This is a genomic window from Methanocalculus alkaliphilus, assembly GCF_024170505.1.
Taxonomy (GTDB): domain Archaea; phylum Halobacteriota; class Methanomicrobia; order Methanomicrobiales; family Methanocorpusculaceae; genus Methanocalculus; species Methanocalculus alkaliphilus.
Genome location: NZ_JALJYG010000013.1, coordinates 51,461 through 64,301, shown reverse-complemented (window position 1 = coordinate 64,301; position 12,841 = coordinate 51,461). Strand labels below are relative to the sequence as shown.

10 protein-coding genes and 1 pseudogene are annotated in these 12,841 nt (G+C 54.8%); 2 read left to right on the top strand and 9 right to left on the bottom strand.

Translation table 11 applies throughout. The annotated features are described in order from the left end of the window. From J2T58_RS09120 to J2T58_RS09095, 6 genes and pseudogenes are all read right to left on the bottom strand, one after another. Nucleotides 1–103 (bottom strand): annotated as a pseudogene (locus J2T58_RS09120) (IS200/IS605 family transposase); the annotation flags it as partial. 162 nt (nucleotides 104–265) lie between these two features. Further along, nucleotides 266–3,418: a type I restriction endonuclease subunit R gene (locus tag J2T58_RS09115; RefSeq protein ID WP_253489084.1), complete on the bottom strand. Its 3,153-nt coding sequence runs from the start codon at nucleotides 3,416–3,418 to the stop codon at nucleotides 266–268. Next, a complete protein-coding gene (locus tag J2T58_RS09110) occupies nucleotides 3,415–4,860 on the bottom strand; it encodes an ATP-binding protein (RefSeq protein WP_253489082.1) in 1,446 nt (481 codons plus the stop codon). The genes J2T58_RS09115 and J2T58_RS09110 overlap by 4 nt, the downstream gene beginning before the upstream one ends. Then, nucleotides 4,857–6,158 carry a restriction endonuclease subunit S gene (locus tag J2T58_RS09105; protein ID WP_253489080.1) on the bottom strand — a complete coding sequence of 434 codons (1,302 nt, stop codon included), beginning with the start codon at nucleotides 6,156–6,158 and terminating at the stop codon, nucleotides 4,857–4,859. The genes J2T58_RS09110 and J2T58_RS09105 overlap by 4 nt, the downstream gene beginning before the upstream one ends. Continuing rightward, a complete protein-coding gene (locus J2T58_RS09100; RefSeq protein WP_253489078.1) occupies nucleotides 6,148–6,612 on the bottom strand; it encodes a DUF1016 N-terminal domain-containing protein in 465 nt (154 codons plus the stop codon). Before J2T58_RS09100 ends, J2T58_RS09105 begins: the two co-directional genes overlap by 11 nt. After that, entirely contained in the window at nucleotides 6,612–8,162 is a 1,551-nt protein-coding gene (locus J2T58_RS09095; protein WP_253489076.1) for a type I restriction-modification system subunit M, read from the bottom strand. The genes J2T58_RS09100 and J2T58_RS09095 overlap by 1 nt, the downstream gene beginning before the upstream one ends. Nucleotides 8,163–8,482: 320 nt before the next feature. On the opposite strand from J2T58_RS09095, the gene J2T58_RS09090 reads away from it, so the two are divergent. After that, nucleotides 8,483–8,707, top strand: coding sequence for a RelB antitoxin-like protein (locus tag J2T58_RS09090; protein WP_253489074.1), 225 nt, complete (start codon nucleotides 8,483–8,485; stop codon nucleotides 8,705–8,707). A 493-nt stretch (nucleotides 8,708–9,200) separates the two neighbouring features. On the opposite strand, the gene J2T58_RS09085 is transcribed toward J2T58_RS09090, so the two are convergent. Continuing rightward, the gene (locus J2T58_RS09085) at nucleotides 9,201–10,190 is read right to left on the bottom strand and encodes a prenyltransferase (protein ID WP_253489072.1); all 990 of its coding nucleotides are present in this window, start codon (nucleotides 10,188–10,190) and stop codon (nucleotides 9,201–9,203) included. A gap of 112 nt (nucleotides 10,191–10,302) precedes the next feature. Here J2T58_RS09085 and J2T58_RS09080 point away from each other — a divergent pair, with 112 nt between their 5' ends. Then, nucleotides 10,303–10,443, top strand: a complete 141-nt coding sequence (locus J2T58_RS09080) for a zinc ribbon-containing protein (RefSeq protein ID WP_253489069.1) — start codon at nucleotides 10,303–10,305, stop codon at nucleotides 10,441–10,443. 106 nt (nucleotides 10,444–10,549) lie between these two features. On the opposite strand, the gene J2T58_RS09075 is transcribed toward J2T58_RS09080, so the two are convergent. Further along, a complete protein-coding gene (locus tag J2T58_RS09075; protein WP_253489066.1) occupies nucleotides 10,550–11,371 on the bottom strand; it encodes a hypothetical protein in 822 nt (273 codons plus the stop codon). Nucleotides 11,372–11,451: 80 nt separating this feature from the next. Further along, the gene (locus J2T58_RS09070; RefSeq protein WP_253489063.1) at nucleotides 11,452–12,747 is read right to left on the bottom strand and encodes a condensation protein; all 1,296 of its coding nucleotides are present in this window, start codon (nucleotides 12,745–12,747) and stop codon (nucleotides 11,452–11,454) included. Nucleotides 12,748–12,841 lie beyond the last annotated feature (94 nt).

Below are 12,841 nucleotides of genomic sequence, written 5' to 3'. Positions count from 1 at the left end.
ACCGATCATCGACAAAGACTCCTCTCCGGTACTTGACACACTGCACCAAATGGTAGTGCAAAGCATAGACCGAATGGGCGCCCTTATCTAATCGGTAGTCCATAGTTACTGTCAGGTGTGATGAACCATAAAGGTTGCGGGAGCTCGTAGACGGCTCTCATACCCCAGCTTGCGCAAGGGGACTTCTCGCATGTGGAGTTAAAAAAGAAAAAAGCCGAGAGGAGATGAGCAACTTGGGTTATTTAATGGATTAAAAATTCTCCCCCTACCCCGCATACACACTCTCCCCTCCCCCATAATACACATCATACACATGCTGAAAGACCGCTACCGTCTTCTCCTCATACAGCTCCGTCGTATAGACCTCCGGCAGGCACTCATCCAGCATGGTATTAATTGTCCGCCGGACATCCGAGAGCGTCTGCTGGCGTTTGCGCCAGTCAAGGACCAGCTTCTCCTCCTTCAGGGTGGCAAGGAGCTTCCGGGCGGTTGCCTTCACCCGCTTCCTCTCGGCGGCAGAGAGCTCGATCATCGGTTTTGTCAGGAGGTCAAAGATCGCCAGTTCCTCCTCATTGAGCTGTTCGCTGACGGTCCGCTGCTCCTCCTCGTTTAAGCTCTTTGTGAAGGCGACGAGGCGGTGGAAGAATTCGTCGTCGCTCAGCTTCCCGGCATTATATTCTTCGATCATCTTCTGGAACTGCTCGAGATAATCCATCCGGGTGCGGTTGAGCCGGACCATCGCCATCAGTTTTCGGGCGACACTTCCCTTCAGCCTCTCGTTCATCGTCCTTTTTTTGCCTTGTCTGAACTTTTGGGCGAGCTCTTCAAAATCGATCCCACTGATGTCAATGAGCTGCTCTTCTCCATACCGCTGATCCGATTCCCGTATGGTGTAGCCATCGGTGGCTATCGACCGGTCAAGCAGCTCCCCGACCTGGTCCATCACGTTTGAGATATCAACCGGCGGCATGAGCGACCGGATACCATCGGCGATGAACCGGATCGGGGAGACCTGGGCGGCAAACCGTCTCGCCTCCGGATCAGGGAGGACCGCCTTGTACAGGCGCTGGGTCGTATTGGAACAGTCAAGGAAGCGGCGTTTGACATCTTCTGAGATAAGGAGGGCCTCAACAGCACGATCCTTCAGGGCGATGCGGTCAAATCCTTCGGCAGCCTGTATCGCATCGATATCGACATCATGCTCCTCGCAGAGGCTCCGGGTCTCGGAGAGTGCCTGCTGAAGTGCGGTAACGAGAGCGGATTTATCCTCCACCGGAGTATCGCCCTCCCCCCCTGCACCATAGATGGCAAGCGCCTTCTCAAGATTCCTGAAGACCCCGACATAATCGACGATTAGCCCGCTCACCTTCCCGGGATAGACCCGGTTTGCCCGTGCTATCGTCTGCATCAGGGTGTGGTTTTGCATCGGCTTGTCGAGGTACAGGGTGGAGCAGCTTGGGACATCGAAGCCGGTTATCCACATTGCGCAGACGAAGACCAGCCGGAAGGGATCGTCCGACCGCTTGAACCGAGTCTCAAGATCCTCCTCGACCATCCGCCTGCGATGGGGCCGGATATCAAGCCCTTTCTCCGCCATCTCCGCGATTTCGTTCTGCCCCGGCGAGACGACGACCGCCATATCCGTCTCTCTCATCCAGGCGATGGTATCGAGGAGTTCCTGCCGGTCAGCACCCTCTGCCCCGGTGGATTCTGCAACAAGGTCACTGATCCTGGTATCCCAGTATCTCCTCACCTTCTCATACATCCTGATGGCGGTCGCCTTGTCGATTGCGATCACCATCGCCTTGCCCCGGAAACCCCGACCGGTGAAGTGATCGACGAGGTCGCGTGCAATTGCCTCAAGCCGGTCATCCCGCGTGATCAGGTGATATTCCCGTGCAAACTCACGCTCAAGCTTCTTCTCCTGTGCCTCATCAAGCTCGGCATCTTCGAGGAGTGCTGCCATATCCGTATTCAGGTTCTCGTTCGTCAGCTGGAGCTGCGGAATCCGGTTCTCATAATAGAGCGGGACGGTTGCACCATCATCCACCGACTGCTTGAAGTCATAGACGCTGATATACTCACCAAAGACCTGTCGGGTCCTCTCTTCTGTGGCGATCAGCGGGGTGCCGGTGAAGGCGAGGAAGGCGGCATTCGGAAGGGCGGTCCGCATATTCATTGCAAGGGTATCGTACTGGCTCCGGTGCGCCTCGTCGGTGATGACGATGATATCCCCCCGTCTGGAGAGGACCGGGTGCCTCTCTCCTTTATCAGTCCTGAACTTGTGAATGAGGGTGAAGACGTACCGGTGATCCTCGGTGAGCAGCTGCCGGAGATGGAGGCTGTTCTCTGCCTGGGCCCTGTTCTCCGTGACGACCCCTGCCGATACGAAGTTCCTGTAGATCTGGGTATCAAGCTCCTGCCGGTCGGTGACGATGACAAAGGTCCAGTTGCCGGGAACTCTCCGGAGGACCTTCTGGGCAAAGAAGATCATCGAGACGCTCTTGCCGCTCCCCTGGGTATGCCAGAAGACACCGAGCTTTCCATCCCGCTCCCGGATATCGGTGAGGGCGTCGATTGCATTATTGACACCGAGGTACTGGTGATTCTTTGCGACCAGCTTGATGAGGCCCCCCGGGATCTCCTGGAAGAGGGTGAAGTTCTCGACGATATCGAGGAGGCGGTCCGGTGCACAGATCCCATGGAGCATCGTCTCAAGCGAGATACGCCCCGGCTCCTTCTCACTCCCCACCTTCTTCCATTCGGCAAAGTGTTCCCATCCCGCAGTGACGCTCCCCACCCTGCTCTGGCTTCCGTTTGAGACGATGATCATCGCATTTGGCTGGAAGAGCCGGGGGATGGTGTCTTTGTAATCCCGGATATTGCCGGAAAATCCCGTCTCAAGCCTGCGGTGGGCGGCTTTCAGCTCGATTATGAGGAATGGGATGCCATTGACGAAGCCGACGAGATCGGCCCGCCGGGTGTGCATCTCCCCGGTGACCCAGAACTGGGAGCAGAGGAGGTAGTCGTTGTTTCTGCTCTTCTCCCAGTCAATGATCCGCAGAAGCTCAATCGTCTCGCCATCGCCATCCGGGTCCGGAACCGGTACCCGGATACCATTCTTCAAGAGGTGATAGATCTCCCGGTTGGCGGCGGCCATGCTCATTCGGGAGCGGTCACGGGTGAGATCCGCAATTGCTTCATGGATTGCCTCGATGGGTGCATCCGGGTTGAGCCGGAGCAGGGCTTCACGCAGATTTCTCTTGAGGATGACCTCGGATTTCGTCTCCCTGCCAAGGGTGCTGACACCGTGATCAAACTCGTCATAGGCGTTGATCGCCTCCCAGCCAAGCTCCCTGAAGACTGCAATGGCGGGCTGCTCAACGAGGTCATTCTCTGTATATCCGGCAGGGGTCATCTCTCCTCCTCCTCAGCTGCTTTGATGAGTGCACGCCCGGCGGCGGTGGTGCGGTACCGCTGCTTTGGGCTGCGTGGTTTATCGGGGATTGTTCGTTCAATCAGACCCTGTTCAAGAGCGGGTTGTAGATATTCTTTGAGAAAGTGGACACGGTCATTAAAATTGAGTTTGATTTGAAGTTCAGATGCTGAAGCATCATCTAATGCACACCGTAACAGGTTGATCACTTGTGGGGTACTTGTGGGGTACTTGTGGGGTGCTTGTGGGGTACTTGCGGGGTGCCTGCTCGTCTCTCCACTGCCATCATCCTTCTCAGCAGTCGGCATCGGATAGAAGATCGCGGAGAAGAAGCTCCCTGAACTGAACTCCGGCGCGGGATAGCCAAGAGCCGTGGCACCATCCCGCATCCGCTTGATCCCGGTCCCGGCTTTTTCGATGTAGGCTATCCGATGAAGGAGATCTGCGATGAGCGGGTTTCTCCGGACACTCTTATGGCCGAGATCCGAAACCAGCATCCCTTTCGGGAGCCCGCCGGGGCTTGAGACCTCGATTCTGTCAGTGAAGATCTCCACAAAGACATTTGCCCCCTCGATGAACCAGTCCCGGTGCATGACGGCGTTTGTGATCGCCTCCCGGAGGGCAGCCATCGGGTACTCGGGGATATCCTCCCGCTGGAGCTTCTCGATCCTATACGCGGTCCGTGTGTTCCGTTCGATGAACCGGAGTGCATCCTCGATATCCGCGATGATGCCGCCGTCGAAGTCCTTCCGGTCAAGGATATGGACCTTGACAGTGCCTTTGAAGAGGAGGCAGGTGATGTATGCCTGGTTGAAGAACCGGCGGGGCTCTTTTGCAAAGAAGAGGACACCGGCGTTCCTGAAGAGCAGCCTCCCCCCTGATCGTTCTGCCGCCTCGATATTGACGAGGATATCCTCGACCGATCCGTCCCGGTAGATGCTGCTCTTTCCAAGCCAGTTCCTGAATTTATCGGTATCAAAGTCCTCAGGATAGGAGAACCGGGTGCAGACGGAGTGATCGAACCGGATCGCCCCCTCCTTCTGGAAGAGATCCCGGATCTCGTTTCTGGAGAGCTTCTGCGAGACCGCCCCAAGCCGCCAGAAGAAGCCGTCACTGCACTGGACCGGCTTCTCTGCACTCTCCCGGACGGTCACCACGGTCACCTCGCCGATCCGCTCAAGCAGAACCTTTACCGGGGGATCGCATTTCCGTGCGATATCCTGAATTCTGGCACGGAGATCGTTTCTGTCGGGAATACCCCTGACGGTCCCGTCATCCCGCACCCCAAGGAGGATACGCCCCCCGGCGGTGTTGGCAAATGCGACCAGCTCACGGGCGAAGGAGTCGTTCACTCGCTCCTTGTACTCGAGCGTGACGCCTTCGCCCTCCTGGAGAAGGATGGTGAGATCGGCGGGGGTGGTCATGTCATGGCAGCCTCGGGGATTGTGATATTCAGATCGGAGACATCCACCTCACCGGAGATGAGCCTGGGGAGGAGGAGATCGCGGGTGGTGCGGAGGGTGGTATTTTTTCTTTGTAAAGTGAGTTTAAAATTTAAAAAACCAATCACGTATTTATAAAATTTATTTAATATTGTACCTTCAGGAAATATCAAATCAAATTTTTTTAATTCGGATATATTAAAAGTTGTCATATTAGTCCCTCCGGATTTTAGAGACTGGATTTTTGCTTGCCCTTCAGGTGAATTCATCAAGTAATAAAGAAAAGCCATATTAGCTACGTTTGAAGAACGACATATTGACATATGTTGATCAACGGCCCATTTATTATCTGGATGCAAAAAAAAATGAACTCTCCCGATTGTTCCTTCACCAAGGCAATTAATTAAAAGATCTCCTGTTCGAGCCAATTTTTTTTCTGGAATGTTAAGATTAATATTTAATTCCTTAAGGTATTCAACTTTAATCTCATTACCCGCATTAGATTTTTGATTGATTATGTAACGGTCGCTTTTATTTTGATACTTCGGGGTAATACCTCTTGAGATAAAATCACTTAACTCATCAACCGTCTTCACCTCCCACCCCTCCGGAATCCGCCCCAGAGGCGAGTCCACAAACCGGGCGTGCTCGTGGCCGGGGAAGCGGAATTTGACGAACCACTCGCGGTAGAGGTTCTGCGCCATCTCCTCGAGGATTTTGATGCGCCGGGTGTTGTTCTCGATGAGATCATCATAGGCGGAGAGGATGGCGGCGATCTTTCGCTGGGTGGGGAGGGGAGGTAGTTCAAACTCATAGTTCCGAATTGAATCAAGAGTGATTGCAGCTTGGCTTGCAGCTCCTTGTGCGGTACCTACAATATAAAAACGAAAAATGGGAGACCTCAATAAGTAATATAGAAAAGATTTGCAAATAATCTCCTTTGGATCAAGTCGGACTGCATTTTGATTCAGCAGTGAATTATGAACAGAGTACGGAACACGAATACATTTCCCAACAACCGATGCTGGATTATTTGGCCATGATCCAACTGTTTGTATTACTACGTCGCCCTCTTGCAACTCATATCGAAGATATTTTTCTGCTATGTCATTGGGAATATTTGTAATCTTATTTGCATTAATTGAGTCATCTGTGAAGTCACTTACTTTAACAATAGGGCGCCCCTCATCACAATACCAAGAACTTTTGAAAGCAAATCCTTTCTGTGTACTGATCACATCATTTAGTTTGGTTTTTTTCCAATCATTTTTAAAGGACATTAGTTCTCTCCTTGAAAAAATAATTGTAAACAATAAAATTGACCGACTTATTATCTTCTGATTTTTCCAAAGGAATCGTGCTTTTGTGTAGCATACATGCTACCTTCGTCCAGAGAGCGCTAACATTCAACCCATCAAGCCTGCAATTCCCGATGCTGGAATTGCATTGAAGAGGTTCTTTGAAGATGATGAATTCCCTTAAATATGAAATTTCCAATTGTCTCGACAGTGTAGAGACAATCTGTTCGCCGTATCTGGCTCTTTCACCAGTAAATACCTCTTCATTGATATGTCTGCCAACCCGCCAGTAGAGTAGCGTCAGGGAGGCATTGACCGCAATAGAAACGCCTTTACGTGTCTCTTCGATTAAGATGCGCAGTTCTTGCAGAAGAGCGATTTCTATAGGTGGGGAATCAGGTTCATTCGTTACTGAAACGATCTCCTCCTTCCTCATCACTCCCCCTCCAACAACTTCCCCACATTCTCCGCGATCCGCTCCTCAAGCTCCCTCGCCTCCAGATTCAACAACTCCAGCTCCTCGTTCAGCTCCTCGAGCCGCTCCCTGAAGTCGAAGTCATCCTCCTCCCGTGCCTTCACCCCCACATACCGGCCAGGATTGAGGCTGAAGCCCTGTGCCTCCACCTCGTCGATCGTCGCCACTTTGCAGAGACCGGGGATATCGATGTAGGTGTTCTCCGGGAAGTGCTCAGCCATCAGCTCCGCACTTTCGTGGAGGTTCTCTGCCGCCTCGCCCCGGTAGAGACGGGCGATATTTGCGAGGAACTCGATCTGGGCGGGTGTCCAGTCCCGGTGGGCACGGTCCACCTGGGTGTAGATATGGCGTGCATCGATGAAGAGGATCTGGTCGGCCCGATCGGTCTTCCGCTTTGCCTTGTCAAAGAACCAGAGGGTGCAGGGGAGGGTGACGGTATAGAAGAAGTTCGAGCCGACGGCGACCATCACATCGACGGCACGGTCGGCGATGATCTGCCGCCGGATATCGCATTCAGAACTGCGGGCGTCAGATGCCGAGTTCGCCATCACAAAGCCCGCCCGCCCGTTCTCATGTAAGGCACTGTAGAAGATCTGTATCCAGAGGTAATTGCCGTTATCCACCCTCGGAAGGCCGAAGGGGAACCGGGGATCATCCTTCAGCCGCTCCTTATCAACCCGGTCCACATTGAAGGGGGGATTTGCCATCACGAAGTCGAACCTGCCGGGTGCGTTGTGGAGATCCTCATAGTAGGCGTTCCCCTCCCGGATATCGCCTGAAAGACCGTGAACGGCGAGGTTCATCTTCCCGAGCCGGACGGTCTCGCCGACCTTCTCCTGGCCAAAGACACTCAGCTCGGAGCCCGGATTCTTCCGGTGCTCCTCGACGAACCGGGCGCTCTGGACAAACATGCCCCCGGATCCACAGGCGGGATCATAGATTCTTCCGTGGAACGGCTCGATGATGGCGACGATCAGCCGGACGAGGGCGAGCGGGGTGAAGAACTCCCCTCCCTTCTGCCCTTCGGCACGTGCGAAGTTGCCGAGGAAGTACTCATAGATCCTGCCGAAGGCATCCCCCTCGATATCCATCGGCACCGAGTTCATCGTCTTAAGGAGTTCCTTCAGAAGGGCATTCTCGAAGCGATTGTAGGTCTTGGGGAGGACATCCTTCAGATCCGGGTTCTCGGCCTCGATTGCCCGCATCGCCTCGTTGATCGCTTCTCCGATATGCGAGCCCTCCGTGATCATCATCAGCTGTGAGAACCGGGCCTTCTCCGGCAGGTACAGGACACCCTCTGCCTTATAATCATCAGGGCCGATCTTTCGCCTCCCGCTCCCCCCGCCTTCAATCCTCGCTGCCGCCGCCTGGAACCGGTGATCAGCATACCGGAGGAAGACGAGCCCGAGAACCGGGACAGAGTATTCGGATGATTTCAGCTTGGAGTTGGCACGCAGCTCATCGGCTGCTGCCCAGAGCCGGGATTCGATATGGTTTCCGTTGTTGTTCATGGAGTTGCTACCTGTCTGTGTTATAAGGCTGAGTGGTGAGATGGGTAATCGGCAACGGGATCTGCCATATCCCCGCATATCTCGTCTGAATGATTACTCTCTCAGCAAGAACGATAAAGACTTTTATTTCTCATTCCATCTTCAGGATCGCTCAAGCCCCGAAGGTCTTTACCGAACCCGTTCCCAAATGCCAATGTATCGTTATATGCTCTCAAAAGGGAAATCATCATCTTATGCGGTCCCTGTCTGTATCAATAGAGAATACCCCTGAATCAGAATCAAATTATGAGACATAGAGACTTTATAGTATAATGGGGCATATGGGTAATGAGGTCAGGATTATGTTAGAGATAAAACGCCAGTATATCGTTTCAGAGGATAACAAGGCCGTCAGCGTGGTGATCGATATCTCAACATTCGAAAAGATTGAATCGATTATTGAGGATTATGGGCTTGAAAAATACATCCACGAATCTGATGAAGAAGAACCTCTGGATCGCAACCAGGCTCTGAAATATTACAGAAAACTAAAGGAATCTGCCTGAAATGCCAGATTGTTTCTATAAAAAGACATTTCTGAAGGATCTGTCAAGAATTCAGAACCTTTTTCAAAAATGTATTGAAGAGATAGTTTTTTGAGAAAATTCCGGATTCTGATGACATCTTTTCTGACTTCGACATCAGCCGGATGAGAGGTATGCCGGGGTATTTCAGGATTCGCATTGGCAGTTACAAGATCGGCTTTGAACTGACCGATGACGGCCGCATAATCTTTCACCGGGTAAAAAGCAGGGAAGAGATATACTCGGTTTTCCCCTGAATAGGAGGTCAACGACCCCCACCCTGATTGTCTCGACAGTGTAGAGACAATGATTGACCAGGGAGAAAACTGTCTATTCGAGCCGGAGATCCAGCCTGGAATGAGTATGCATCTCATCGGCAGCGACCCAGAGCCGGGATGCGATATGGTTTCCGTTGTACTTCATCAACATCTATCTTCCGATCATCATTTCGCCCCCTCCGGTGGCGATACACCCCTTACATACCAATCAAAATCAGGCACCCCCCGAGGATACAGACAACCAACGCACCGAGATTCATCCCTGCCTCCCTGCCGACCGCCGCCCGCTCCTCCGTGGATGAGATCAGCCCGGCGATCCCGGCGGCAAGCGGAAGGAGGGCGGGGATGAGGAACCACCCGGCCGGGAAGGAGACCGACACCCCGCCTGCCAGGGCATATCCCAGGTAGCACAGAGACGCCGCCGCCCCCGCTCCGGCGATGATCTGGCGTGCCCTCCGTCTCCCAAACCGTGTCACAATATTGCGCTTCCCTGACCGGAGATCAACCTCCCGGTCCGGGAGCTCGACACTGAGGATGAAGAAGAGGCCGAGGAAGAGGAGCGGGATCGAGAAGAGGAGAAAACCGCCGCTGATCGTCCCTGCCATGACGAAATACCCGCTTGCGGGGAGGAAGAAGCCGAATGCCAGCAGGGTTGCCACCTCCCCAAGGCCCCGGCTGCAAAACCGGAGGGGCGGGGCCGAGTAGGCCCAGGAGAGGAATATCCCCCCAAGAACAAACGGGATGAAGAGGGGATTCCAGGAGAAGGCGGTGACAAACCCGATGGCGAGGAGGAACGATGCACCCGAGAGGAGGATGGCGGCTCCAAGGGCATACCCTGCCAGATGCGGCCGCACCGGGAGGATTCCGGTCCCCCCGGAGACCGGAGAGCGGACAGCCGGATCATCGGATGAGCGGTCATAATACTCATTACTATAACTGACACTGAGATGGGCGGCCGCAACGACGGCATACCCCCAGAGGAACCGCTCGGGGCTGAAGATACCCCCTGTGGAGAGAGAAAAGAGGGCGCCGAGCAGGAAGAGGAAGAAACCGGCGACAAGGAACTGCGGCCTCCCGATCCTGACAAGATCGACGATGGCTGACACGCTGATACCCGGTTCCGAGCCGGACCGTACCTCCTGCTTCATGATAAGAAGAGCATCGGAACCGGCTTTATAGTTTATCATGGGAATGCCGGACCACCATTTGCCGCCCACCCCGGAATGCTCGTCTATCGTCGAAGAGACCCCGTACATCCATCCACAAAATATATATTCGTAAACATCCGAACTATTCATTATGACAGTAACGTGTGGCGACCAGCCAGGACCAGGCAGATACGTCTGCAAGAAGTGTGGAAAGTCGATTAACCTTGAGTCTGCGGATGAGAAGATCTATCCCTGCCCCCTCTGCCAGTACTGCGAGTATAAGCAGGGCTGATCAACACCCCCATTCCATACCACATACCCCTCTCCCACCCATAAACTGCATCCCTTCGGTGGCGGCTGCCAGAGACGCCACCTCTTTTCTCACCCCGGAAACCGGGCTATGGTACCACCCACCGGATAGCGCCATATATCCCAAGGCCCACCAGCGCAGCCCATGCCGGGAAGACGAGGTTCATCGCACCGGCGGCAACCGAGACCAGAACAACCGTGAGGCCGAGGACCCTGGCCGTCTGCACCCGCATCTCATCAAGTACCCCATGCCCCCGATCATCCCGGGAACGGATCGAAGCCCCCCTGAGGATGACGATACCAAAGAGAAGGGGGGCGGCGAGGAGCAGGAGAAAGCCCGACGAAGTGGCAGGCAGATCCGCCCCGGCGAGACCCCCCCCGCCCCTCATCAGAATAGACAGCATCACAAGGAGCGTCCCGGCCGCAAACCAGATCTGCCGGGGGTTGCCGCTCCGCAACCGCCAGTCAAGGAGGAATGCAGCAGCCGCTGCCGGTCCCGCAATCCATACCCCGGCAGAGACCAGCCATCCGGAGAGGAGGAGGATGGCGGCAGAATCGAGGACTCCAGCCGGCAGACCGGTCGTCCGGTTCACCACCCGGAGAAGGAGGAGGAGGAAGAGTGGTGCAAGGAGGCCATGGACCGGAATGAAGACAAGGAGAGGGATGGATATCGCAGCCGGAAGAAAGGCGGCATACTCCGGGTCAGGGTCGAGCTCCCTGGCGATGGCCCATGCAAGAAAGACGACGACTGCTGCGACCAGCCCCGAGATGAACGATTCAGACGGAGCGGATCCCAGGTACAGATACACACCTGAGCCTCCGGCGAAGACCAGGAGTATCAGGATGATGATCGCCCGGTTCGTCGGATACGAGGGATCGACGGGGCGGGCGATGGTTGTCAGCTGCTGCATGGTATCCTCTCGTATTCAGATGATCGCACCATAAGATGCAGGAGAAGAAAGAGCTTTCCGGAATGAGAAGAGCCCCCCTCCTATCCCGGCAGATACGCATCCATACATCCGAGGAACCGCTCCACCGTCTCCGTCGCATAGGGCCCCTCCTCATATCCCGTCATCAGCGTCAGCCTCCCCCTGAAGGTGGAGGCGACGAGGAGAAACCCATACGGCCAGCAGACGCAGGGGAGGGTCTGGACATCCCGGATCTCCGGGAGGAGATCTTCTCCCCCGGTGAGATCATCAGGATCAATAATACCCAGATTTGAGAAGACCGGGTTCTTCAGCCCCTCCTCGGCATGGCCCCGGGCGATCGCATCAAAGAACTCTTCCACAGCAGGCATCCCCCCCTCCAGAAGCGTCTCATAGAAGAGGATGCAGGCAAGGCCGAGATCCCGCTGCTTCTTCCGGGCCATCACCGCCGTCACCTCGCCGATGATATCCGCAAGCCCCGCACCCTCATCGAGAGAAAGCGTGATCTGAAAGGATACCGACGAATTCCTTGGGAGATCGCCGGTATCCATGCAGTGGTGCCGCCGGAGATCGGCAGAGCTCATGATCGACCGAGGTTCGCCATGATCACACAAATCGGCCCGTATCTTTTTGAGAGCCAGGAAGTAACAGCCGATGAGGATATCATTTACCGTTGCCCCATGCTTCCGTCCAAACGCCTTCACAGCATCGAGCCGTTCTTGTGAAAATCTCCGGTATGCGATCTTCGGCTCCCCTCTGCCGGTGTATGCATACGGAAAGCCCCACCGGTCGATGAAGGGCTCCTCATCCCGGAGTGCCTGCCGCCGTTCATCCTCCGTGTAGAGATCGAGGATCTGATCCATCCCCCGGTCATAGGAATCAAGCCTGGGGGGCCGGTATGCCGGATCTTTCATCAGATTCCGGTAGATTGAAAGAAGCTGCCGGGTGACGATCCCAAGCCCACCGGCATCACAGAACCCATGGTGGCAGGTGACAGAAAGGGTATCGCCATCCCCCCTGCGGTACAGCCTCACCAGCACCTGCGGTCCCTTCCGGGGATCGATGGGTGGCGGGGGGCGGGGGAGGGGTCCATCCCCGGCCCCGGTCACAACCGAGAATGCCATCGCCCAGGCATCCTCGGGGATTGCCTCCCAGACCGGGAGATCGCCATCCTCAGCAAACCGTGCTCCAAGGTACGGATTCGATCCGATCAGCAGCATCGTCGCCTCCCGGAGAACCCCGGCATCGAGGGCGCCATCAAAGACAACAATCCTGTGCATCGCCGGATCAAAGAAACGCTCGAATGAGACATTGAAGATATCAAACGTGGAGGCGGGATAGCGGATCGGTGCGGCCATCATCCACTATTCTGCCCGGTGCACCATAACTGCTTGTATCCCTCTTCACCCCGACCGATAATTATAAAATAGATCCAATAGACCTAATCACGTGCTT